At 62.4% G+C, this 22,042-nt stretch carries 23 protein-coding genes; 4 read left to right on the top strand and 19 right to left on the bottom strand.

Annotated features, from left to right (window positions below):
* Positions 1 to 63: 63 nt before the first annotated feature.
* The 19 genes from FYJ44_RS01250 to FYJ44_RS01160 all read right to left on the bottom strand — a co-directional run bounded on the left by FYJ44_RS01250 (position 64) and on the right by FYJ44_RS01160 (position 16,379).
* Positions 64 to 756 (bottom strand): JAB domain-containing protein, encoded by a 693-nt coding sequence (locus tag FYJ44_RS01250; protein WP_154508425.1) that lies wholly within the window; start codon positions 754 to 756, stop codon positions 64 to 66.
* A gap of 102 nt (positions 757 to 858) precedes the next feature.
* A complete protein-coding gene (locus FYJ44_RS01245) occupies positions 859 to 1,890 on the bottom strand; it encodes a DNA polymerase III subunit delta (protein WP_154508423.1) in 1,032 nt (343 codons plus the stop codon).
* A 15-nt stretch (positions 1,891 to 1,905) separates the two neighbouring features.
* On the bottom strand, positions 1,906 to 4,419 hold the full coding sequence (gene leuS / locus FYJ44_RS01240) for a leucine--tRNA ligase (RefSeq protein WP_154508421.1): 2,514 nt from the start codon (positions 4,417 to 4,419) through the stop codon (positions 1,906 to 1,908).
* Between the two features lie 21 nt (positions 4,420 to 4,440).
* Positions 4,441 to 4,929, bottom strand: a complete 489-nt coding sequence (gene nusB / locus FYJ44_RS01235) for a transcription antitermination factor NusB (RefSeq protein WP_154508420.1) — start codon at positions 4,927 to 4,929, stop codon at positions 4,441 to 4,443.
* 3 nt (positions 4,930 to 4,932) lie between these two features.
* The gene (gene ribH, locus FYJ44_RS01230; protein ID WP_154508418.1) at positions 4,933 to 5,403 is read right to left on the bottom strand and encodes a 6,7-dimethyl-8-ribityllumazine synthase; all 471 of its coding nucleotides are present in this window, start codon (positions 5,401 to 5,403) and stop codon (positions 4,933 to 4,935) included.
* A 37-nt stretch (positions 5,404 to 5,440) separates the two neighbouring features.
* Positions 5,441 to 6,151, bottom strand: coding sequence for a riboflavin synthase (locus FYJ44_RS01225; RefSeq protein ID WP_154508416.1), 711 nt, complete (start codon positions 6,149 to 6,151; stop codon positions 5,441 to 5,443).
* Between the two features lie 4 nt (positions 6,152 to 6,155).
* Positions 6,156 to 7,313, bottom strand: coding sequence for a bifunctional diaminohydroxyphosphoribosylaminopyrimidine deaminase/5-amino-6-(5-phosphoribosylamino)uracil reductase RibD (gene ribD, locus FYJ44_RS01220; protein WP_154508414.1), 1,158 nt, complete (start codon positions 7,311 to 7,313; stop codon positions 6,156 to 6,158).
* Complete coding sequence (locus tag FYJ44_RS01215; RefSeq protein WP_154508412.1) at positions 7,306 to 7,809, bottom strand: deoxycytidylate deaminase; 504 nt, start codon at positions 7,807 to 7,809, stop codon at positions 7,306 to 7,308. Before FYJ44_RS01215 ends, ribD begins: the two co-directional genes overlap by 8 nt.
* Before the next feature lie 127 nt (positions 7,810 to 7,936).
* Entirely contained in the window at positions 7,937 to 9,175 is a 1,239-nt protein-coding gene (gene glyA, locus FYJ44_RS01210; protein ID WP_154508411.1) for a serine hydroxymethyltransferase, read from the bottom strand.
* A 91-nt stretch (positions 9,176 to 9,266) separates the two neighbouring features.
* Positions 9,267 to 10,514, bottom strand: coding sequence for a beta-ketoacyl-ACP synthase II (gene fabF / locus FYJ44_RS01205; protein WP_154508409.1), 1,248 nt, complete (start codon positions 10,512 to 10,514; stop codon positions 9,267 to 9,269).
* 207 nt (positions 10,515 to 10,721) lie between these two features.
* On the bottom strand, positions 10,722 to 10,955 hold the full coding sequence (gene acpP, locus FYJ44_RS01200; RefSeq protein ID WP_008684722.1) for an acyl carrier protein: 234 nt from the start codon (positions 10,953 to 10,955) through the stop codon (positions 10,722 to 10,724).
* Between the two features lie 88 nt (positions 10,956 to 11,043).
* A complete protein-coding gene (gene fabG, locus FYJ44_RS01195) occupies positions 11,044 to 11,808 on the bottom strand; it encodes a 3-oxoacyl-[acyl-carrier-protein] reductase (protein ID WP_154508407.1) in 765 nt (254 codons plus the stop codon).
* 86 nt (positions 11,809 to 11,894) lie between these two features.
* A complete protein-coding gene (locus FYJ44_RS01190) occupies positions 11,895 to 12,881 on the bottom strand; it encodes a beta-ketoacyl-ACP synthase III (protein ID WP_154508406.1) in 987 nt (328 codons plus the stop codon).
* An 18-nt stretch (positions 12,882 to 12,899) separates the two neighbouring features.
* Entirely contained in the window at positions 12,900 to 13,934 is a 1,035-nt protein-coding gene (gene plsX, locus FYJ44_RS01185) for a phosphate acyltransferase PlsX (protein ID WP_154508404.1), read from the bottom strand.
* Positions 13,934 to 14,116 (bottom strand): 50S ribosomal protein L32, encoded by a 183-nt coding sequence (gene rpmF, locus FYJ44_RS01180; RefSeq protein ID WP_154508402.1) that lies wholly within the window; start codon positions 14,114 to 14,116, stop codon positions 13,934 to 13,936. The genes plsX and rpmF overlap by 1 nt, the downstream gene beginning before the upstream one ends.
* A gap of 106 nt (positions 14,117 to 14,222) precedes the next feature.
* On the bottom strand, positions 14,223 to 14,798 hold the full coding sequence (locus FYJ44_RS01175) for a YceD family protein (protein ID WP_154508400.1): 576 nt from the start codon (positions 14,796 to 14,798) through the stop codon (positions 14,223 to 14,225).
* A gap of 73 nt (positions 14,799 to 14,871) precedes the next feature.
* Entirely contained in the window at positions 14,872 to 15,507 is a 636-nt protein-coding gene (locus tag FYJ44_RS01170) for a LysE family translocator (RefSeq protein WP_287700977.1), read from the bottom strand.
* Positions 15,501 to 15,827 (bottom strand): GIY-YIG nuclease family protein, encoded by a 327-nt coding sequence (locus tag FYJ44_RS01165; protein ID WP_229772435.1) that lies wholly within the window; start codon positions 15,825 to 15,827, stop codon positions 15,501 to 15,503. Before FYJ44_RS01165 ends, FYJ44_RS01170 begins: the two co-directional genes overlap by 7 nt.
* Positions 15,828 to 15,869: 42 nt before the next feature.
* Positions 15,870 to 16,379, bottom strand: coding sequence for a hypothetical protein (locus tag FYJ44_RS01160; protein WP_229772434.1), 510 nt, complete (start codon positions 16,377 to 16,379; stop codon positions 15,870 to 15,872).
* A 190-nt stretch (positions 16,380 to 16,569) separates the two neighbouring features.
* Here FYJ44_RS01160 and FYJ44_RS01155 point away from each other — a divergent pair, with 190 nt between their 5' ends.
* The 4 genes from FYJ44_RS01155 to FYJ44_RS01140 all read left to right on the top strand — a co-directional run bounded on the left by FYJ44_RS01155 (position 16,570) and on the right by FYJ44_RS01140 (position 21,963).
* Positions 16,570 to 17,253, top strand: coding sequence for a tetratricopeptide repeat protein (locus FYJ44_RS01155; protein ID WP_154508395.1), 684 nt, complete (start codon positions 16,570 to 16,572; stop codon positions 17,251 to 17,253).
* 57 nt (positions 17,254 to 17,310) lie between these two features.
* On the top strand, positions 17,311 to 18,729 hold the full coding sequence (locus tag FYJ44_RS01150; protein ID WP_154508393.1) for a sigma-54 interaction domain-containing protein: 1,419 nt from the start codon (positions 17,311 to 17,313) through the stop codon (positions 18,727 to 18,729).
* Positions 18,730 to 19,181: 452 nt separating this feature from the next.
* Positions 19,182 to 20,594, top strand: a complete 1,413-nt coding sequence (locus FYJ44_RS01145) for an MFS transporter (protein WP_154508391.1) — start codon at positions 19,182 to 19,184, stop codon at positions 20,592 to 20,594.
* Between the two features lie 10 nt (positions 20,595 to 20,604).
* Positions 20,605 to 21,963: an amidase gene (locus tag FYJ44_RS01140; RefSeq protein ID WP_154508389.1), complete on the top strand. Its 1,359-nt coding sequence runs from the start codon at positions 20,605 to 20,607 to the stop codon at positions 21,961 to 21,963.
* Positions 21,964 to 22,042 lie beyond the last annotated feature (79 nt).

Here is a 22,042-nt window from a genome sequence, read left to right as displayed (position 1 = left end):
TTCCTCGTGGAGCGGATGATTTTTTTCGTTGTAATCTGCCATATATATTCTCCCTGACTGCCTTCAGATGCGTTTGCTCTGTGTTATACTGTAGCAGTCTCCCTCAGTGACGATGACATGATCCAGAAAACGCAGGCCCATACGCGGGGCCAGCCGTTGCAGCTCGGTGGTCAGCATGAGATCCGGCTGGGAAGGTCCCGGACTGCCGCCGGGGTGGTTGTGGACCAGAATGATGCCGCTGGCTTTGTGCGTGAGCGCCGCCTCCAGGACATCCCTGGGCTGTACGGGCACTTGGCCGATGCCACCGCGCCGCAGGCGTTCCCAGAAAATCAGCCCGTTGCGCGCGTCCACCAAGGCCAGCCAGCATTCCTCATGCGGGCAACCGGCCAGGCGGCTTTGCGCCATGCGGGCAACGGCGTCCGGCGTGGCCAGGATTTCGCGTTGGCGCGCGGCCGAGGCCGCGTACCGGGCCAGCAACTCGCGCTGAACCCGCCAGAGGGCCATGAGACCCGGCCCGAAGCCGGGCACCTGCAATAACTCGTCCGGTCTGGCATCCAGCGCGCCCCGGATGGTGCCGAAGCGCCGCAGCAATTCCTTGGCCAGCGGCTTGGTGTCTTTGCGCGTGAGCCCGTAGCCGAGCAAAAGCTCCAGCACCTCATAATCCGCCACGGCCAGAGGGTCGCGTTTCAGCCGCTCACGCAGGCGGGCGCGGTGCCCGCTGTGCGGCGAGGTGGTGGAGTCGGTCGTTGCTGACATAAAGTAAGCAGTCTTGTCCTGGAGGCAAGGGGTTGGGAGAAAAGTGAGAAGAAAACATCCGTTGCGGGGCCCGGCCGGGTTTGGCCGCCGCCTCGTCAAATTTTAGCGCGACGCGGCCTGGCCGAACAGAACTGTAAGCCGCGCCGCCAGAAAATCCAGGGTCTGTTCCGGCGTGCGGCGGCCGCTTTTGACCTGCCATTCGGCGTCCGCCACAGCCGCCATGCCTTCGGCCAAACCGCGCGGGCCGAGGCGCAAGGCCAGTTGCTTTTTCAGACCGGCCTCGGACGGGTGCAGGCGCACCTTTTCCCCGGCCTGTGTCTGCCAGAGCAGCCGCAGTTCACGGGCCAGCAGCGCCAGCAGGGAAAAGAGCAGGCTGTCGCTGTCCCGGCTGCGGCACAGCTCCTTCCAGACAGCGGCCAGGTTGCCGGCCTCCATATGACGGATGCAGGCAAAGACATTGCACTCCGGGCTCCAGGCGGCGGTGGCGGTCATGGCGGCCGTGATCCTGTCGTCTGCGCCCGCGCCCCCGGCGTTATCCGGCCCGTGGATTCCACGCAGAAGCGAGAGCTTCTGCAGTTCGTTTTCAATGGCCTGGGCGTCCGGCGGCACCGAGGCGCAGAACTGTTCCAGGGCGTCGGCTTCAAAGTTCAGCTCCAGATCGCGGGCGCGCTGCTGCACATGACGTTTGACGCCGCGCTCGGTCAGCCCCTCATGCCGCCAGATCCAGCCCTGCTGGTCGGCAAAGGCCAGACAGCGCAGTTTGGCGATATGGGCCGGGATCTTGGGCTGCCCCTTCTCCCAGTTTACTTCCAGGCAGAAAAAGGGCCAGCACTGGGCCGAAGGCCGGGCCAGCGCCTGGGATATCTTTTTCCAGACAGCCGCGGGCCAGAGCTGGGCCTGACGGACCAGCAGGACGCGTGACGCGCCGAATAGGCCTTGCAGGCTGAGCTGTTCCCAGAAGCGCGGCGGCGGCTCCTCGTCGCCCCAGTAAACATGGCGTTCCCACGGACCGCCCGCCGACGAAAAGACGGCCAGTTGTTCCGCGAGATGAGTGCGGAGCAACCGGCTGTCCGGGCAGACCAGAAAGCTGAAGCCGGGCCTGCCGTTTCTGTCGGTTCCGTTCTGCGGACTCATGCCAATGCGCGCGGCCTAATTGGCCACGATGTTGACCAGTTTGCCGGGAACCACCACCACCTTGCGCACGGTCAGGCCGTCCGTGTGGCGCAGCACCGCCGGATCAGCCAGGGCGGCCTGTTCCAGCGCGGCCTTGTCCGCTCCGGCGACCACTTCCAGGGTGCCGCGCAGTTTGCCGTTGACCTGCAGGGCCACGGTAATCATATCCTGAGCCGTGGCGGCCTCGTCCCATTGTGGCCAGGGCTCGTCGGCCAGCGGCGCGGGGTGCCCCAGCCGTTGCCAGAGCTCCTCGCAGAGATGCGGGGTGATGGGCGAAAGCAGGGTCAGCACTGTGGCCATGGCCGAGGAGAAGACGCGGTTCTCGGCCTCGCTGTGGCCCAGTTTTTCGCGCGAGAGGTGCATGGCGTTGACCAGTTCCATGACGGCGGCGATGGCCGTATTGAACTGGAAGCGGCCGCCCATGTCCTCACCGGCTTTTTTGACCGTGAGATGCTCCTTGCGGCGCAGGTCGCGGCTTTCCAGGCTGCCCGCGTCCACGGCGGTCGCTCCGCAGGCCTTGAGCGGGAGCAGACGGGCTTCCTCTTCGGTGAAAAGCCGCCAGATGCGGGCGAGAAAACGCGACGCGCCTTCAATACCCGAGTCCGACCAGTCAAAATCCCGCTCCGGCGGAGCCGCGAAGAGACAGAACAGGCGCACGGTGTCCGCGCCGTATTTGTTGATCATCTCTGTGGGATCCACCACATTGCCCTTGGACTTGGACATCTTGCCGCCGTCCTTGAGCACCATGCCCTGGGTCAGTAGGTTGGTGAAGGGCTCGGCCAGATCCTTGGGGAAGAAGCCCAGATCGCGCAGCACCTTGGTGAAGAAACGGGAATAGAGCAGATGCAGAATGGCATGCTCCACGCCGCCGATATACTGGTCCACGGGCAGCCAGTATTGCAGCGCCTCGGTCTTGAAGGGAGCCTTGTCGTCGCGGGCGTCGGTGTAGCGGGCGAAATACCAGGAGGATTCCACAAAGGTGTCCATGGTGTCGGTTTCGCGCCGGGCCGGGCCGCCGCAGCGGGGGCAGGCGCACTCCGCGAAGGACGGCGTTTCCGGCAGGGGAGAGCGGCCGTCGTCGCGCACCTTCACATCCAGGGGCAGGAGCACGGGCAGATTTTCTTCCTTTTCCGGCACCACGCCGCATTTTTCGCAGTAGACCACCGGAATGGGCGCGCCCCAGAAGCGCTGGCGCGAGATGTTCCAGTCGCGCAGGCGGAACTGGGTGGTGGCCTTGCCCTTGTTGTTCTTTTCCAGCGCGTCGGCCACGGCCTTCTTGCCTTCTTCATTGGGCAGGCCGTCAAAGGAGCCGGAATTGACCATCAGGCCGGGGCCTGTCCAGGCTTCGGTCATGCTGCGGGGATCAAGCGTCTGGCCCTCGGGGCTGATGACCACTTGCACGGGCAGGCCGTATTTGCGGGCGAAATCGAAGTCGCGCTGGTCGTGGGCGGGCACGCCCATAACCGCGCCGGTGCCGTAGTCAGCCAGCACGAAATTGCCCAGCCAGAGCGGCACGCGTTGGCCGGTAAAGGGATGCAGGGCATATGCGCCGGTGAAGACGCCTTCCTTTTCCAGGTTGTCGGACTGGCGGTCCAGGCGGTCCATATTGCGGATGCGCTCCACAAAGGCGCGCACTTCGTCGGCTTTTTCGTAGCCTTCAATGAGCTTTTCCACCAGCGGATGTTCCGGGGCCAGGGTCATGAAGGTCACGCCGAAGACGGTATCCGGCCTGGTGGTGAACACATCAATGCCGGATACGCCCTCAACGGCTTTTTTCAGGCCGAAACTGATGGCCGCGCCCGTGGATTTGCCGATCCAGTTGCGCTGCATGGCCAGCACGCGGTCCGGCCAACTGCCTTCCAGCAGGGCGAGGTCTGCCAGCAGTTCGTCGCCGTAGGCCGTGATCTTCAGAAACCACTGGGTCAGATCCTTCTGCTCCACCCGGCTGTCGCAACGCCAGCAGAGGCCGTCGATGACCTGTTCGTTGGCCAGCACCGTATGGCAGGAGGGACACCAGTTCTGCGGGGCCTTTTTGCGGTAGACCAGGCCTTTTTCCAGCAGGCGCAGAAAGAACATCTGCTCCCAGCGGTAGTATTCCGGGCGGCAGGTGGCGATTTCACGCGACCAGTCGTAGGAATAGCCCAGGCGTTGCAACTGGGCGCGCATATTGTCGATATTGGCGTAGGTCCACTGGGCCGGGTGCACATGATGCTTGATGGCCGCGTTTTCGGCGGGCAGGCCGAAAGCGTCCCAGCCCATGGGGTGCAGCACGTTGAAGCCCTGCATGCGTTTGCAGCGCGCCACCACGTCGCCGATGGAATAGTTGCGCACATGGCCCATGTGGATGTTGCCCGAGGGGTAGGGAAACATCTCCAGCACGTAATACTTGGGCTTATCGCTCTCGTGCGTGCTGGCGAAGGATTTTCCCTCCCGCCAGCGGGCCTGCCATTTTTCTTCGATAGCCTGCGGATTGTAGCGTTCTTGCGTCATGTGCGGATACCGTGGGGCGGATTAAGGGTTGGCGGCGCGGGCGGCGGGCGGAACCAGTGCGCCGCTCTCCAGAGCCTTGGCCGCCGCGTCCAGAATGCCGTTGATGAAGTTTTTGGCGTTGCCTTCGCCGAACTGGCCGCTCAGTTCCAGAGCCTCGTTAATGGCCACCTTGGGCGGCACGTCCTGGCGGTAGAGCATTTCAAACACGGCCAGACGCAGCAGGGTCAGCTCAATGCGGCCCATGCGGTCCACACGCCAGTTGTGGGAAAAGTGGCCGATGGCCGCGTCCAGCGCCTTGCTGTTACTCCAGACGCCTTCCACCAGTTCCCACGCGAAGCCCGTGGGCTCGGCGGACAGGTCCTCTTCGCTCATGGCCGTATTATGAGGGGAGAGCACAAAGGCCCGGCGCAGTTCGCCGGGGCTTTCCGCCGGAGTGAAGGAAAGCCCGTACAACACCTGAAATGCCAGTTCGCGCGCGCCCCGGCGGGTGGCGTTCTTACCCTTGCCCATGAATTACAACTGCTCCAGCACGCGGATGGTTTCCAGCATGGCCGCGGCGGCTTCCACGCCCTTGTTGCCGCCCTTGGATCCGGCCCGTTCAATGGCCTGTTCAATGCTGTCGCAGGTCAGCAGGCCGAAGCCGATGGGCGTGCCGGACTGCATCATGGCCTGCGCGATGCCCTTGCTGGCCTCGGCGCAGACATAGTCGAAATGCGGGGTGCCGCCCCGGATCACCGCGCCCAGAGCCAGAATGCCGTCATATTTGCGCGCGGCGGCCAGCTTCTGACAGACTAGGGGCAGTTCGAACGCGCCGGGAATGCGCACCAGTGTGATGTCCGCCGGATCCAGGCCATGGCGTTCCAGATAATCCTGAGCCCCGCCCACCAGACGGTCCACGATGAAGTCGTTGAAGCGGGTGGCCACGATGGCCACTTTCAGGCCTTTGGCGTCCAACTGGCCCGCGATGGTTTTCACTGCGTTCATGCAAACTCCTGTGCTGTGAAGACGATGGCAAAAAAAGCTAAATAAAACCGTTGCGCAACAGCAGTTCCCGGCTGACGCCCGCACGCGCTTCCGTCGCGGCGGCAGAACCGTCCGTCCGTCCGGTTTTGCCGGGCACTCCGGTCGCTCCGGCTATTCCGGACCAGGGGCCGAGCAGGCTGTGCACATATTTTCCGATAAGGTCCGTTTCCATATTGACGCGCGCGCCGGGGCGCCACTGGCGCATGGTAGTGCGCTTCTGCGTGTCGGGAATGATGTTGACCTCCAGAAAATCGGGGCCGCAATCATTGACCGTCAGACTGATTCCGTCAAGGGCCACCGAGCCTTTGGCAATGACTTCGGGGCCGAAATCCGCCGGAAATTCCAGGCGGCAGCGCAGGGATTGCCCGGCGGGGCGCACGTCGCGCACCGTGGCCAGGCAGTCCACATGGCCGCTGACCAGATGCCCGCCCAGACGGTCGCCCAGCGCCAAGGCGCGCTCAAGGTTGACCAGATCGCCGTTGCGTAGCGCGCCCAACGTGGTGCGCGCCAGGGTTTCCGCCGAGGCGTATGCCGTGAAGGCGTCGCGGCTGTGGCTTTCCACCGACAGGCAGGCCCCGTTGACCGCGATGGATTCACCGTCGATGACGTCCGTCAGGGTGAACAGAGGCCGGATGGCCAGACGGCATTCCGCGCCGGTTTTACGCAGGGAGCTGATCTCGCCTTGCCCCTGGATGATGCCCGTGAACATCCGTCTACTCCCCCTGACCGGCATCGTCCGCCGCAAGGGGACGCAGCAGAATATGAATGTCATCGCCACAGAGGCTGGTCCGGCTGATCCGCAGGCGCAGGGCTTCACTCAGGCTTTGGGGCGCGCGTCCGGCGAACAGGGGGCGGGCCTCGTTGTCGCCCAGCACCAGAGGTGCCAGATGCAGGCGGAATTCATCCACAAAACCCGCTTCCAGCAGGGCCAGCGCCAAGCGGCCGCCGCCCTCGCAGAGCACATAAGGGCAGCCCAGGTCCTGGCGCAGGGCGCGGAACATCTCGCGGAAATCCGGGCCGCCGTGCGGACCGGGCCCCAGCGCCAGCACGCGCGCGCCTATCTGACGCAGAGCCTGTGCCGCCGTGGAGGCCGCAACGGCCGGTGAGGCCAGAAAAACCGTCTGTTCGGGTCGCTCCTTGAGCAGATGAAAATCAGCGTCCGGCTTGGGCAGACGCGAGGTCAGCAGGCAGGCCAGGGGCTGCGGAGCGTCGGCGCAGCCGCCGCGCGCCGTCAGGAGGGGATTGTCCGCCCTGAAAGTGCCGCCGCCCACCAGCACCGCGCCGCCGCACAGGCCCAGACCCGCGCGCAGGTCCTGTACCTCCCGGCGCGAGGCCTCGCAGGTGATCCACTGGGAATGCCCATTGCGCGTGGCGATGCGGCCATCCAGCGTGGCGGCCATCTTGAGAATCAGATAGGGCCTGTCCGTGCTCTGCCAGACCAGAAAATCCGCCACCAGATCACGGCATTCCGTTTCGCAGACCGGACCCAGAACCTCCACCCCGGCTTCGCGCAGGCGGGCCGCGCCTCCGGCGGCCAGGGGATTGGGGTCGGCCAGCCCCATGACCACCCGGCTGACGCCCGCGTCCAGGATGGCCTGGGTGCAGGGCGGCGTCTTGCCCTGATGGTTGCAGGGTTCCAGCGTGACCACCAACGTGCAGCCTTTGGGATTCACGCCGTGCGCCGCCGCGTCTTTCAGGCAGTCCACCTCGGCGTGGTCCTGCCCGGCTTCATGGTGCCAGCCGCGCGCGACAATCTGGCCGTCGCGCAGCAACACCGCACCCACCGTGGGGTTGGGGCAAGCTTTCCAGCGTCCCTGCTCGGCCAGGGCGATGGCCTCGCGCATGAACGGAGCGAAATCCTGTTCAGTCATAGCGCTTTTCTCCGCTCATGGCCCCGGGCATGCCGCTGACGCGGGGCGGGGTGAAGGTGAACTGCTCCACGGTGACGCCTGCCTCGCGCAGCATGGTGGAGGCCAGATCGTCGGGGTAGTCTTCGGCGTAGTAGATATGGCGGATGCCGCAATTGATCAGCATTTTGCTGCACAGCACGCAGGGATGGGTGGTGCAGTAGAGTTCCGCGCCCGCGATGTTGATGCCGTGCACCGCGGCCTGGATGATGACGTTCTGCTCGGCGTGCAGGCCGCGGCAGATCTCGTGGCGCTGGCCCGAGGGAATACCGAGTTGTTCACGCAGGCAGCCCACTTCCAGGCAGTGGGGCACGCCGGCGGGCGCGCCGTTATAGCCTGTGGCCAGAATGCGTTTGTCCTTGACGGCCACGGCGCCTACCCGGCGGCGGGTACAGGTGGAACGCTCACTCACCAGGTAGGTGATATTCATAAAATAATCAGGCCAGGGCAGTCGTTGCATAGGGCGCTCGCAAATGGATTTGAGGCAGTTTACACAGAGGCGGCCCAAAAGCCAAGCCGCGCGGGCGCGTCGCAAAAAATGAAAAAGGCCGCGCAAACGGCCTTTTTCATGCAGAAACGGGAACAGCCTAACAGGTGAACAGCGGGAACTGGCGGGCGAAATCCTCCACATTTTTGCGGATGCGGTCCAGTTCATGGGCGTCTTCGCGCTTTTCCAGGGCTTCCACGATGAAGCCGCCCACCGTTTGCATATGTTCCTGTTGCAGGCCGCGCGTGGTCAGGGCCGCCGTACCCAGACGGATGCCCGAAGTCACGAAAGGCGAACGGGTTTCAAAGGGCACGGTGTTCTTGTTCACCGTAATGCCCGCCTGGTCCAGAGCCTGCTCGGCGTCCTTGCCGGTGATGTCCTTGTTGGTCAGGTCCACCAGCATGAGGTGATTGTCCGTGCCGCCGGAAACCAGTTCAAAGCCCGCGTCCATCAGGCATCGGGCCAGGGCGGCGGTGTTGTCCAGCACCCGCTGCTGATAGGCAGCGAAGGCCGGGCGCAGGGCCTCGCCGAAGGCCACGGCCTTGGCCGCGATAACGTGCATCAGCGGGCCGCCCTGGATGCCGGGGAAAATCTGGCTGTTCAGGGTCTTGGCATTGTCTTCGCTGGAAAGGATCATGCCGCCGCGCGGCCCGCGCAGGGTCTTGTGCGTGGTGGTGGTGGTGATGTGGGCGTGGGGAATGGGGCTCTCGTGCAGGCCCACGGCCACCAGACCCGCGATGTGGGCCATGTCCACCAGCAGCTTGGCCCCCACCTCATCGGCGATGGCCCGGAAGCGGGCGAAATCGATGCGGCGCGGGTAGGCGCTGGCCCCGGCCATAATGACGGCGGGCTTGTGCTCGCGCGCCAGGGCGGCCACTTCGTCATAGTCGATGCGGCCGGTTTCCTTTTGCACGCCGTAAGAGACGATGTTGAACAGGCGGCCCGAGAAATTGACCGGGCTGCCGTGGGTCAGATGCCCGCCGTGGGAGAGATTCATGCCCAGAATCACGTCGCCGGGCTTGAGGCAGGCGAAATAGGCGGCCATGTTGGCCTGCGAGCCGGAATGGGGCTGCACGTTGACGTAGCCGCAGCGGAAGAGCTGTTTTGCCCGGTCCTGCGCCAGGGTTTCGGCGATGTCCACGTATTCGCAGCCGCCGTAATAGCGCTTGCCGGGATAGCCCTCGGCGTACTTGTGGGTCAGCACGCTGCCCTGGGCTTCACGCACGGCGGGCGAGACGAAGTTTTCCGAAGCAATCAGCTCAAGCTTGCTCACCTGCCGGTCCGACTCCAGAATAATGGCCCGGGCCAGCTCCGGATCTTGAAGCAGAATTTCGTCCATGAACGCTTGTCCTTTTTACTTAAAGAGTGCTGCCCGCCACAGCGGCGGGCAGCGTGTTTGTCAGGATGCGGCCGGGCGGCGGACGCCGCGCTTATTCAATCCATTTTTTCAGGATCAGGCTCGCGTTGGTGCCGCCGAAGCCGAAGGAATTGCACATGGCATACTCGCAGGCCACATGTCGGGACCCGTCGGCCAGGTAGTCCAGATCACATTCCGGGTCGGGATTTTCCAGATTGATGGTGCCGGGCAGCATTTCGTCGCGCAGGGCCAGGGCCGTGAAGACCGACTCGATGCCGCCCGCCGCGCCCAGAAGATGGCCGGTCATGGACTTGGTGGCGGAGATTTTGATCTTTTGGGCGTGTCCGCCGAAGACCAGCTTGATGGCCTTGGTTTCCGTGCTGTCGTTGAGCTGGGTGGAGGTGGCGTGGGCGTTGATGTGCCCCACGGCCTCGGGCGCGATGCCCGCCTCGCGCAGGGCGTTTCGCATGGCGTGGGCCATGCCTTCGCCGGTATCGCAGGGGGCCGTCATATGGTAGGCGTCGCCGGAAGCGCCGTAACCGGCCACTTCGGCATAGATTTTCGCGCCGCGCGCCTTGGCGGACTCCAGACTTTCCAGCAGCAGCAGGCCCGCGCCTTCGCCGATCACAAAGCCGTCGCGCTTGGCGTCAAAAGGCCGGGAAGCGTGTGTGGGATCGTCATTGTAGTGCGAGGAGAGGGCCTTCAGGGCCGTGAAACCGGCCACGCCCAGAGGCGTCACCGTGGCTTCCACGCCGCCGGAAATGGCGGTGGTGGCCCGGCCCAGCAGAATTTCGCTGTAGGCCGTGCCCAGCGCGTGGATGGCCGAGGCGCAGGCCGTGGTAGTGACGATGTTCGGGCCCTTGGCTCCGGTGAAAATGGAGATCTGCCCCGGCCCCATATTGGAAATGAGCATGGGAATCATGAAGGGCGAAATTTTGTTGGGTCCGGCTTCCAGCAGCTTGGTGTGGTAGGTCTCCAGGGTATGGAGGCCCCCGAGGCCGATGCCGAGAATCACGGCCACGTCGTAGGCGTTGGCCTCGGTGATTTCAAAGCCGGCGTCCTGCAGCAGCATCTTGGCCGAAGCCACGGCGAACTGGGTGAAGCGGTCCATGCGCCGCACCTGTTTGGGAGGCATGTAGTCCTCGGGCACGAAGTTTTTTACTTCGCCGGCGATACGCGAATCATAGGCCGAAGCGTCGAACAGGGTGATGGGCGCGATGCCCGACTCGCCGGCAAGCAGGCGTTTCCAGGTGGTTTCAATGTCGTTGGCGAGGGGCGTAACGCCGGCTACGCCGGTGATCACTACGCGGGGACGGGTCATGCGGACTCCTTTTGGGCGGGGGGCCGGAATCCCCCCCGCTCGACGGATGACTACCGGCCGGGCGATGCGCCATGCGAGGAACGGCGCGAAACCGCATCCTCTCCCGCCGCGTGTCCGTCTGAACGCCAAGCGGCGCGACGGATGCGGAATGGACATGCCCGTTCCGGCCGCGGTCCTTTACGTAAAGGAACCGCCGCCGGGCCGTGACTATTTTTTATTTTCAATATAGGAAATGGCGTCCTGGACCTTGAGAATTTTCTGCGCGTCGTCATCGGCGATTTCGATGTCGAATTCTTCTTCCATGGCCATGATCAGCTCGGTCAGGTCCAGGGAATCGGCGCCGAGGTCTTCCACAAAAGAGGCTTCGGGCTTCACTTCATCGGCGCTCACGCCCAGTTGGTCCACAATGATCTTGGTAACTTTTTCCGCGACATCAGACATGGTATCCTCCAGGTAATATTGACTCTTATCGTATGCCCCGGTGACGCGAAGGGCGTTCCGGGCGCGTTGCCGCAGGGGAGAGGCCTTCTCAGCAGTACATGCCGCCGTTGACGGCCAGCACCTGTCCGGTAATGTAGGCGGCCCTGTCCGAAGCCAGAAAAGCCACGGCCTCGGCCACATCCTGAGCCTCGCCCATGCGCTTCAGGGGAATGGATTCCACATAGCTTGCGCGCACGTCGTCGTTCAGGTTCGCCGTCATATCCGTTTCAATAAAGCCCGGAGCCACGGCATTGACCGTGATCTGGCGGGAAGCCAGCTCCTTGGCGCAGGATTTGGTGAGGCCCAGCAGACCGGCCTTGGCCGAAGCGTAGTTGATCTGCCCGGCATTGCCCATCTGGCCCACCACTGAGGAAATATTGATGATCCGCCCTTTGCGGTTCCGGCTCATGGTCTTGGCCGCTTCGCGGGTACAGACAAAGGCTCCGCGCAGATTGACGGCCAGGACTTTGTCGAAGTCCTCGTCTTTCATGCGCACCAGAAAGCCGTCCTTGGTGATGCCGGCGTTGTTGACCAGCACGGCCAGATCGACTTTGTCCTTGATCTCGGCGGCAAAAAAGTCCGCCACGGCCGCGCTGTCGCCCACATTGAGCGCGAAGGCCCGGGCCTGTCCGCCTGCCGCGACAATCTCGGCCACGGTCTGCTCCGCCTCTTCGGGGCGGCTCACATAAGTGAGGAAAACCTGAAAGCCGTCACGGGCAAGGGTTTGGGCGATAGCCCGGCCGATGCCGCGCGAACCGCCGGTCACCAGGGCTGTGGGAAGGGCGGCGGAAGGCGTGGACTGCGTTATGCTCATGCTGGTTCTGCCTTTGCTGTGGGAACGTGGAACGCTGTTTATAGCTCAGACAAGGGGGAATTTCAATGCGTGCATGCGCCCGGCGGCTAAAAACGCAGCAGAGCGGCGCCCCAGGTCAGGCCGGAACCGAAGGCCGTCATCAGCACGCGGTCGCCGGGCTTGATCCGCCCGGCGGCGCGGGCCTCGTCCAACGCCAGAGGGATGGATGCCGACGAGGTATTGCCGTACTTGTCCACATTGGTGAACACGCGATTGCCGTCGACGTTCAGGCGGCTGCCCACGGCTTCAATAATGCGCATGTTGGCCTGATGCGGCACAAAAAGATTCACGTCGTCTATGGAAAGACTGTTACGGGCGAGAATCTGCTCGCAGACCCGCACCATCTGGCGCACGGCGTGCTTGTAGGTTTCACGGCCCTGCATGGTGATGAAAAAGTTTTCGTCCACGGGCTGGCCCAGGCCGTAGCGGCAGGTCGTGCCGCCGCCCACGGTGATCAGGTCGCGCTGATTGCCGTCGCTCTGACAGATGACGTCTTCCACTCCGGCCAGGGCCTTGTCCGCCGAAGCGGTCAGCACGCAGGCCGTGGCCGCGTCGCCGAACAGCACGCAGGTGGCGCGGTCGCTCCAGTTGACGCGGCGGGTCAAGGCTTCGGTGCAGACAAAAAGAATGCACGCGTCGGGCGATTGGGCCAGCATGCCCCGGCAGATGGAAAGGCCGTACAGAAAACCGGAACAGGCGGCGCTGAAATCAAAGGCCATGACCGGACCCGCGCCCAGCTTTCCGGCCAGAATGCAGGCCACGGAAGGCGAGAGCATATCCGGCGTGCAGGTGGCCGCGATAATGTGGGTCAGTTCGTCCACCGCCACGCCCGCTTCGTCCAGGGCGCGCCGGGCAGCGACCAGACCGAGATCCGAGGCGTTGTCCGTATCCGCCAGCTTGCGGCGCTGTTTGATGCCGGTGCGCGTGACGATCCATTCGTCGTTGGTGTCCACCAGTTTGGTCAGATGGTCATTGGTCAGCACCGTGTCCGGCGCGTGGGCGCTCAGCGCGTGCAGATGGCAGATTGCGGTCATGGCGGGTCCGTAGTCAGTTTAAATGGCGCGGGAGAAACGGGTCAGCTCTTCGTTGGCCAGAATGGTTTCGGCAAGACGGTCATTGGTGCCCTTGCGCACGAAGGTGCCGCTCATCTTGATGGCATTGCTCATGGCGCGGGCATTGGAGCGGCCGTGACAGACGATGGCCAGACCCTGGAGGCCGAGCAGCGGCGCGCCGCCGTATTCGGCATAATCAATGGTTCGGGCGAAATGCCTGAATGCGCCCTTGGCCAGCATGCCGCCCAGAGCGGGAAGAAAGCCCGAGGTAAAGACGCGTTTGAGCATGCGGACCAGAGACGCGGCCAGCCCTTCGCTCATCTTGACCACCACGTTGCCCACAAAACCGTCGCAGATGACTACGTCGATGTTGCCGGTGAAGATGTCGCGGCCCTCGGCATTGCCGATGAAGTTGAGATTCTGGGCCATCTTCAGCAGCTCATAGGCTTCCTTGACCTGCGAGTTGCCTTTGCCTTCCTCCTCGCCGATGCTCAGCAGACTCACGCGCGGGGCGGCGTAGCTGAGCAGGTCGCGGGCGAAGGCGTCGCCCATGAGCCCGAACTGGAAAAGGTGATAGGGCCGGCAGTCCACATTGGCTCCGGCGTCCAGCACCACCACAGGATTTTTTTCCGTGGGCAGCAGAGCGGCCAGGGCCGGACGCTCCACGCCGGGAAGCCGCCCCATGATGAACATGCCGCAGGCCACCGTGGCCCCGGAATGCCCGGCGCTGACCACGCTGTCGGCAGCGCCTTCCTTGACCAGACGGCAGGCCACCTGAATGGAGGCATTTTTCTTGCGGCGCAGGATGTCCGAAGGCTTTTCGTTCATGTGCACCACATCATCGGCCTGGACAATGTCGAAGTGCACGTTGGCGAGGTCGATCTTGCTCAGTTCGGCCTCCAGCTTGGGGGTATCGCCCACAAGCAGAACGTGCAGATCATGGAGCCGGGCGGCCTCAACGGCGCCCGGCACCACCACGGAGGGGCCGAAGTCCCCACCCATGGCGTCCACGGCGATGATGGGGCGTTCGCTCATTATTCGGCTTCGTTTTTGGCGACCACCTGACGGCCCTTGTACGTGCCGCAGTTGGGGCAGACGCTGTGGGGCACGGTGGGTTCGCCGCAGGAGCAATAGATGACGGCGGGGGTGGCCACGCGGTCATGGGAACGGCGCATGCCCTTGCGGGAACGGGATTTCTTGTTTTGCTGAACAGCCATGGTATTCTCCTTTTCCGACAGGGCGGAATGCTTAAACGAAATGGTGCGGTTCAGGATCGCTCCTAACCGCAAGACAAATCAGTATAGCTGAGGTCTTTGCAAATGTCTAGGTTTTATGCAGGGTGAGCCCGCGTAAAACCGCCAGCCGGGGATCGCCTTCATCCGGAATGCAGCCGCAGTCGTCGTTGTTCAGATTGGCGCCGCACTGGGCGCAGAGTCCCTTGCAATCCGTCTTGCAGAGCGGGTTGACCGGCAGCGCCAGCATGAATTCCTCCCAGCAGACGGCCGCCAGATCCAGCATGGGCGTGTTGCGCTCATAGATGATGCGGCTTTCCGTTTCCGCCGCCGGGTCGGGCGCGCCGTTTCCGGCATGGGCGTTCAGCCCGGCATCCGGGTCTTCCTCGTCGGGCAGTTCCTCAAATTCTTCGAAACTGCTCCGGATGTCGGTCACGGCATCCTCGGCGCAACGGTTGCAGGGCAGGACGACCTGGCCGCGCAGTTCGCCGCGCACCAGACAGCCGCCTTCGGCGGGCAGCACGCTGATATGCGCGCTGAGGGGGCTGCTTATGCGGCAGTCCATCTCGAATTCCCGCATGGGTGTCTGCCAGATGGCCTGATCGTCCAGGTCGAATTCCTTGCCGTCCGGCGGCAGGTCGTTGATGGAAATACGGTATTTCTGCATGGGCACCTCAAGAGGGGCTGTTCATACCCGTCGCCCCCGCTCCTGTCAAGGAACGGCGGGCGGATGACGCGTTTCAGGAACCGGTCAGGACCAGAGCCGCCGCGAGCGCGGCGAAAACCAGCCCGGCGGCCCTGTGGACCAGGATCTGGCCGCGCCGGGAGCGGTTGAACCAGAGGGCCAGACGGCCGCCCAGGGCGGCCACGGAAAAAAAGACCAGAATGGTGGCCAGCATGAACAACGCGCCCAGCGTCAATACCTGCCCGGCCACGCCGCCCAGCGCCGGATTGCAGAACTGGGGCAGAAAAGCCAGGAAAAAAAGTGTAACCTTGGGGTTGGTTACGTTCATCACGATGCCGCGCCGGTACAGCACGCCATAGCCGGGAAAGGCCGTCCGGCCGCCGTCCGGCGCATGGGTCAGCAGGGCTCCGGCCCGGAAGGAGAGCCAGGCCAGATAGAGCAGATAGGCCGCGCCCACGTATTTGAGAATGGCGAAAGCCAGGGGCGAGGTCTGAAAGAGAGCCGCCACGCCCAAGGCCACGGCCGTGGTGTGTACGCACAGGCCGGTCACCAGACCCAGCGTGGTCGCCAGACCCGCGCGCACGCCATAGACGGCGGACTGGGTGAGCACAAAAATATTGTCCGGCCCGGGCGCAATGCCCAGCAGCAGGGACGCTGCGAAAAAGGTCAGCAGAACCTCGGGGCTCAACACGGCGCAACAACTCCCTCTTGCAGGAAAAGGATTTTTTCGGCCCGGGGACGGGCCTTGACCGCGCATTCCAGGCGCAGGGCCGCGCCCTTGTGGGCGCAGGCGCGGCTGGCCAGCAGACGCACGGGCCGGCGTCCGCTGGTGTAACGGGCGCCGCCAGGCGCGAGGCCGTTGTGCTGGTCCAGCCGCCGCGCGAGGTCGGTGGTGATGCCGCAGTACAGCGTGCCGTCGGCGCATTCCAGCAAATAGACGTGCCAGATGTCCGCGGCCTTCTCGGTCCGGTCCGGACGTTGCGAGGGTTGTACGGCGCTGTCCAATGCCATGTCATGCCTGCGGGGGAGTGACGGTTGCCGCTTGCCGGGGCATCAGTCGAAACCGCCCGCGAGCCAGGCGGTCAGCAGAAAACTGACCAGCCAGTTGCCCATGCGCCAGGGCCAGGGGTTAGGTTGGCGGCCCTGCATCAGCTGGCGCATGTCGCGCAGACCGCCCGCCACGCTGCCCACAATATGAAAAAACACAAAGCCGATGCCCGCCAGCAGGCCGAATTGGGCCAGACAGACCATAAAGAGCGCGAAGCTGATGCAGGGAGCAAGGCAGGCGTTCTGGTCCGCGCGTCCGCTGGTCCAGATCCGACCGAAATGCAGGCCGCCGGAGCCGAAGCCTCCGAATTGCGCGCCGCTGAAGCCGCGCCCCTGTTCCTGACCCTGACCGCCGAACATGGCATCATGGTCGTTGCGGCTATGTTCCTGGCCTGGCTCCAGGACCTCGGCGTCCAGCACCCTGCGCTGGTCCTGGTTCGCGGAGTGGCCGGAAATCCGTTCCGGCAGGTTGCCGTCGCCGCGCGGATCATCCGGATGGTTGGGGGAAGGGGTCATGCCGTTCCTCCTGGACGGTGCGGGCGGCATTGCGCCGGGCCGCCGGAAAATGAAAAAACATTGTTCATGTCCCGGTTGTGCCTTGTGCCGGGGCCAGCGTCAAGTGTCCTTGCCTTTGGGCAAACTAGGCGATATCCTTGCGCCCCATGAAAACCGGCCCGACAGGGCTGGAAGCGTGAAGGAGAAAATCATGAAAAAGTATTGTCTGGCGGCCGTGCTGGCCGTTGTCATAGGTTTCAGCTGCGGCGCGGCGTCCATGGTTCAGGCGGCTGCCGCCGTTCCTTCGGCCGCGACGGGCAAAATCCTGCAGGAGGCCTGGACGGCCTACAATATCGGCGAATACAAAAAGACCCTGCGGCTGGTCCAGCCTCTGGCCGGGGACGGCAACCCCCGTGCCCAGGTGCTGCTGGGGCGCTGCTATGAGAACGGCCTGGGCGTGCCGCAGGATCTGGCCGTGGCCGCCCAGTGGTATCAGTTGGCCGCCGAGCAGAACGACAGCGAGGCCCAGGTGCTGCTGGCCTATTGTTATGAAGTGGGCGCCGGGGTGCCCAAGGATCCCAGAGCCGTGGTGACCCTGATGACCCGCGCCGCCAATTCCGGATATGCCGAGGCCCAGTTCAATCTGGCCCTGTATTACAGTCAGGGCCTGTACCAGACCGCCAAGGACCAGAAAGAGAGCTTCCGCTGGGCCAAACTGGCGGCGGATCAGGGTTACGCCCAGGCCGAGCGTTTTGTGGGCGCCTGCTATGAATACGGCATCGGCGTTCAGGAAAATCCGGCTGAAGCCGCGATCTGGTATAACAAGGCCGCCGCGCAGGGTCTCGCCAGGGACGGCAATGTGTTCAACCGGGTACGCGAGTACAGCATGCCGTAGCGTTTTTATGCTTGTATCCGGCCACGAAAGTGGCCGGATATTTGCATAGCGTATGCTATGCATAGTCGGGAATTACGGGACACTCTCATCGCGGCGGCCATGCGCAACCTTCCCACCGGCGCGTTCATTTGCGACAGGGAAGGCATTGTGCAGTTCATCAATGCCGCCTATGCCAACTATCTTCATCTGCGCCCGGACGAGGCCGTCGGCCGTCATATTACCGAACTTATTCCCGATTCCGGCATTCCTGCGGTGCTGCGCTCAGGCAAGGCCGAGCTGCGCCGGATACGGCGCTTTCCCAACGGCGGCGCGACGCTGATCGTCAACCGCGTTCCCCTTTTTAATGATGACGGCGAACTGATCGGCGCCCTGAGCATGACCTTGTTTGATACGGCGGATCAGGTCAGAGATCTTCTGGAGCATGTGCAGTGTCTTGATAACAAGTTCAACTCCTGCCAGCGTCGGATCAAAAGCGCCCTATCGGCGCACTATACCATTGATTCCATTGTCGGAACCGGCAAGAGCATTACCGAGTTCAAATCCCTATTGCTGCGCTACGCCCGCACGGATGCTTCCGTGCTTATCCTCGGGGCCACGGGCACGGGCAAGGAACTGGCGGCTGGCGCCATTCATGCCGCCAGCTTACGTTCCGAAGGCCCGTTTGTAAGCATCAACTGCGCGGCGATCCCCAAAGAACTCTTTGAATCCGAGGTCTTCGGCTACGCGCCGGGCGCTTTTTCGGGCGCGCGCAAAGAGGGAAGCATCGGCAAAATTGAGGTGGCCCACCAGGGAACGCTTTTCCTCGACGAGGTGGGCGATCTGCCCATGTCGGCGCAAGCCAAGCTGCTGCGCGTGCTTGAGGAAAAGCGCCTTTTCCGCTTGGGCTCCTCGCAACCGAGGGATGTGGACTTCCGCCTGGTGGCGGCCACCAACCGCGATTTGCGGGCCATGATCGCGGCGGGAACCTTTCGCGAGGATCTGTATTACCGCATCAATTCCATGAAACTGCGCCTGCCCGCCCTGCGCGAACGCCGGGAGGACATCCCCCTGCTGGTGCGTTTTTTCCTTGATCGCATGGGCGCGGGCGAAACCGTCTGCACGGAAGAAGCCATGAACGTGCTGATGGAATATCCCTGGCCCGGCAATATCCGAGAACTGCGCAACGCTGTGGGACATGCCCTGAGCCTGTGCTGCGGGGGCCGGATCGGCGTGCATGATCTGCCGCCGGAATGCTGCCGGGCCGGATGGGGAAAAGATATGGCGGCTGGTTCCTTGCAAATGATTACCATGAATGCGGAGGGACAGGCCATAGAAAAAGTTTTACGCGAAACCGGCGGCAATAAGGTTAAGGCGGCGGCCATGCTGGGTATTTCCAGGGCCGCTCTGTATGAGAAAATAAAAAAATTGCGCATGGCGGGGGCTTTTGACGAAGAGACGCTCAAGCTGAAGGTTCGTGATAAAAAGCGCGAACGCTAAGAAAATGTCAAGATAACGAGACATAAAACAACAACTGTCCAGAAATATTGACATATTTTTGTGAGAACCTCCACAGGCAAATGTGGAGGTTCTCTTTTTATTATAACATATTACATGCATGTTGTCTGGCCGCGCCGCAGTTGGTGCAGACTTTGCTATAAATAGAACAAAGTAATTTGAAGATGGTGTATGGCAGTATGCCCTGTAGCAGTATGCACTATAGCTATAATAGTGAGTTTAATATTCAATCCTATAAATATAGAAAAATATTTTTTGTTTAGAAAAAACTTTAATATGAAGATGTAACAATTCATATTTTTGATAAATGTAATTTTACAGCCTATATTTATAATGCTGTTAGTATAAATAAGATTACATATGCCGTTATACAAAAAGCAGGGTGTCATTTTTTTGTTCTGTCACTAAAAAATTTTTTAGCGGGAGGAGCGACTATGACACAGGTACAGCAGGATACTATCCATAAAGAAGCGAATCTTATTTCACGACTGGACCGGATGCCCATGAACAAATCCGTCATGCTGCTTGTGGGGCTTTTGTCCTGGTGCTGGGTGATGGAGGCGTTTGATATCGGCATGATCGGCCAGGTTGTCCTGGTTTTGAAGAACCTCTGGCACATGGATGCCGGCACCATCGGCATTCTGGGGTCCTGTTCCACAGCCGGCGTGGTTATTGGTACGGCCTGCGCGGGTTTTCTGACGGACCGCTTCGGCCGTAAAAAAATACTGCTGTGGGGCGTTTTCATCTTTACTTTCTTTACCTTGGTGGGCAGCGCCATAGCCGATCTGTGGTGGATCGTGAGCATGCGTTTCATTGCCGGGCTGGGAGCGGGCGCGGTATTTCCCTTGCCTTATCTCATGATCTCGGAAATAGCGCCCGCCAGGCACAGAGGAATTCTGGTCTGCATTTGTAACGCCGTTCTCACGGCGGCCTATGTATTGCCGACACTGTGCGGTTCATGGGCCATCAGAAATTTCCCTTTGGAAACAGCCTGGCGTGTGCCCTTCATCGTGGGCGGCATCCCCATCATCACCATTTGGTTTTTCCACAAGTATCTGCCTGAGTCGCCCCGCTGGCTCATGAAGCGGGGGCGGCATGAAGAAGTCAGGCGTCTGGTGGAGCGCCTGGAAAAGAGCGCGGGCGTTGAACACGACGACAATTTTGTGGACCCCCAGGTTCTGCGCAATTTGCAGCGGACCGAGACGGACAGAAGCGTGGGCAGGGCCGCTAACTGGCGCATGTTGTTCCAACCGCCCTACCTGAGCCGCTCGCTGGTTTCCTGGAGCATGTTTTCGGCCGGATTGATCACCTGGTATGTGGTCATGGTCTATGTGCCCACCATTCTCACCACGTATGGTTTTGAGCTTTCCAACTCCGTGATTCTGGCCGGGGCCATGACCGTGCTCGGCGGTGTGGGGTCCGTGGTCATGGGGCCCCTGGCCGACAAGTATGGCCGCAAGCTCGTCTGGAGTCTTTATGTCATCATCACCATCATCAGCCTGTTCCTGCTGACGAGCACGGAATCCATCACCGCCCTGTTGTGTATCGGCGCGCTGGTGGCTTTTTTCGGCACGGGCATCATGCCTATCTGCAAGGTTTATGTGGCTGAGCAATATCCCACCGAACTGCGCGGCGTGGGCACCGGCTTCGGCGAAGCCGTTTCCCGCATTGTCGGCGGCGTTCTGGCCACCTATTACCTGGCATTCTTCCTGGCCATGGGCGGAGTCAAGGCTGTGTTTATTTTCATGGCCGTGGCCTTCGGCATAGCCATCATAGCCCTGTGGCTCTGGGGACAGGAAACCGCCGGGCGTAGCGTTGAGGATACGGCGTCAACCGGGGAAAACTAGGAGAGCGGATATGGCGGCGCAGCGGTACCGCGGCATTTCCGAAGCCGTAACGGCCATGAAAAACGGCGAGCTGAGTTCAGGAGAGCTTGTACGTCACTGCCTGGAAAAGCATCAGCAGTATAATGAAGTCCTGAACGCAACGCTTTGCCTCGCGCAGGATGCTTCGGAGCAGGCCGCGCAATGTGACGCTGAGGCGAAGCAGGGGCGTTTCCGGGGCCGCCTGCACGGCATTCCCCTGATCGTCAAGGACAACATCAACGTCAAAGGTCTGCCGACCACTGTGGCCAGCGCGCTTTTCGCCCAATCTTCCCCGTGTGAACGCGACGCGCGGGTTATTGCGAAGCTGCGGGAGGAAGGGGCCATCATCCTGGCCAAAGCCAATATGGACGAATTCGCGGCCCATGTCAGCGGCAGAACCTCGCACTGGGGGCCGTCCATCAACCCTTGGTGTCCGGAGGAACGTTTTTCGCCCGGCGGCTCGTCCAGCGGCGCGGCTGTGGCCGTGGCGGCGGGTTTCGCTTGGGGAGGGATCGGCACGGACACCGGCGGGTCGGTGCGTCTGCCCGCCGCCTGGTGCGGCTTGTGCGGTCTGCGCCCCACATACGGTTCTGTGTCGCTGGACGGCGTATACCCGCGCGCTTCCAGTCTGGATACGGTCGGCGCGCTGGCCAGAAGCGTCCGTGACGTGGCGCTGCTCATGGAGATCGCGACCGAGGCGCGGAACGCTCCCCGTGCTGGGGACACGTCCGGAAACGGACCGCGCATCGGCATATTGTCTGAGATCATGGAAGATGTTTCACCGGCCACGCGTTTTGTCTACTCCCGAAGCATGGAGCGGTGGAGCGGTCTCGGGGTTTGCGCCCGGATCAGCTTTCCCCTGCTGGAAGATCCGGAGGCGGCGGCCACGGTGGATCTGTTGCGCAGCTATGAATTCGCCAGGGATGTCCGGCGGGACATGGAGGCGCATCCGGATGCGGAAAACGTCGTTCATGCCGGGGTTCTGGCCGACTACCGCAAGGGGAAAAGCGTCACGGACGAAGCCTATGCGCAGGCCTTGCGGCGCAAACAGGAATTCACGGAAGCTGTGGAGGCCCTGTTTGCCCGTGAAGGGATAGACGCGCTTCTTCTGCCCGTGGCCCGATTCACCGCGCCGCGCCTCAGTGCGCAGGCGGAGGAATTTGCCCTGGCCCGGAATCTCGTCAATCTCTTCAGCATAACGGAAGGCCCGTCTCTGGCGTTGCCGGGCGTTCAGGCCAACGGTATGCCTTTCGGTCTGCAACTCGTCGGTCCGCGCGGGGCGGACAGCCGGCTGCTGCGTGCGGGCATGGCCTATGAAACGGCCTATGAGCCCTTTCCCATGCCTCTGTGAGCAAAGGGAAGCGGCCTGCAAGGCGCGGAAAGCCGCGTCCGGATGCCTCATGCCGTAACGTTCTGATATGGAAAACCGG

The organism is Desulfovibrio porci (assembly GCF_009696265.1).
GTDB lineage: Bacteria > Desulfobacterota > Desulfovibrionia > Desulfovibrionales > Desulfovibrionaceae > Desulfovibrio > Desulfovibrio porci.
The sequence above is the reverse complement of the archived record's forward strand: the minus strand, read 5'-3'. Positions and strand labels throughout refer to the sequence as shown.

Bases quoted from the DNA above. Each gene is read 5' to 3' on its own strand.
- FYJ44_RS01250 (WP_154508425.1), bottom strand. From the start codon at position 756: ATGTCAGCAACGACCGACTCCACCACCTCGCCGCACAGCGGGCACCGC.
- FYJ44_RS01245 (WP_154508423.1), bottom strand. From the start codon at position 1,890: ATGAGTCCGCAGAACGGAACCGACAGAAACGGCAGGCCCGGCTTCAGC.
- leuS (WP_154508421.1), bottom strand. From the start codon at position 4,419: ATGACGCAAGAACGCTACAATCCGCAGGCTATCGAAGAAAAATGGCAG.
- nusB (WP_154508420.1), bottom strand. From the start codon at position 4,929: ATGGGCAAGGGTAAGAACGCCACCCGCCGGGGCGCGCGCGAACTGGCA.
- ribH (WP_154508418.1), bottom strand. From the start codon at position 5,403: ATGAACGCAGTGAAAACCATCGCGGGCCAGTTGGACGCCAAAGGCCTG.
- FYJ44_RS01225 (WP_154508416.1), bottom strand. From the start codon at position 6,151: ATGTTCACGGGCATCATCCAGGGGCAAGGCGAGATCAGCTCCCTGCGT.
- ribD (WP_154508414.1), bottom strand. From the start codon at position 7,313: ATGACTGAACAGGATTTCGCTCCGTTCATGCGCGAGGCCATCGCCCTG.
- FYJ44_RS01215 (WP_154508412.1), bottom strand. From the start codon at position 7,809: ATGCAACGACTGCCCTGGCCTGATTATTTTATGAATATCACCTACCTG.
- glyA (WP_154508411.1), bottom strand. From the start codon at position 9,175: ATGGACGAAATTCTGCTTCAAGATCCGGAGCTGGCCCGGGCCATTATT.
- fabF (WP_154508409.1), bottom strand. From the start codon at position 10,514: ATGACCCGTCCCCGCGTAGTGATCACCGGCGTAGCCGGCGTTACGCCC.
- acpP (WP_008684722.1), bottom strand. From the start codon at position 10,955: ATGTCTGATGTCGCGGAAAAAGTTACCAAGATCATTGTGGACCAACTG.
- fabG (WP_154508407.1), bottom strand. From the start codon at position 11,808: ATGAGCATAACGCAGTCCACGCCTTCCGCCGCCCTTCCCACAGCCCTG.
- FYJ44_RS01190 (WP_154508406.1), bottom strand. From the start codon at position 12,881: ATGACCGCAATCTGCCATCTGCACGCGCTGAGCGCCCACGCGCCGGAC.
- plsX (WP_154508404.1), bottom strand. From the start codon at position 13,934: ATGAGCGAACGCCCCATCATCGCCGTGGACGCCATGGGTGGGGACTTC.
- rpmF (WP_154508402.1), bottom strand. From the start codon at position 14,116: ATGGCTGTTCAGCAAAACAAGAAATCCCGTTCCCGCAAGGGCATGCGC.
- FYJ44_RS01175 (WP_154508400.1), bottom strand. From the start codon at position 14,798: ATGCAGAAATACCGTATTTCCATCAACGACCTGCCGCCGGACGGCAAG.
- FYJ44_RS01165 (WP_229772435.1), bottom strand. From the start codon at position 15,827: ATGGCATTGGACAGCGCCGTACAACCCTCGCAACGTCCGGACCGGACC.
- FYJ44_RS01160 (WP_229772434.1), bottom strand. From the start codon at position 16,379: ATGACCCCTTCCCCCAACCATCCGGATGATCCGCGCGGCGACGGCAAC.
- FYJ44_RS01155 (WP_154508395.1), top strand. From the start codon at position 16,570: ATGAAAAAGTATTGTCTGGCGGCCGTGCTGGCCGTTGTCATAGGTTTC.
- FYJ44_RS01150 (WP_154508393.1), top strand. From the start codon at position 17,311: ATGCATAGTCGGGAATTACGGGACACTCTCATCGCGGCGGCCATGCGC.
- FYJ44_RS01145 (WP_154508391.1), top strand. From the start codon at position 19,182: ATGACACAGGTACAGCAGGATACTATCCATAAAGAAGCGAATCTTATT.
- FYJ44_RS01140 (WP_154508389.1), top strand. From the start codon at position 20,605: ATGGCGGCGCAGCGGTACCGCGGCATTTCCGAAGCCGTAACGGCCATG.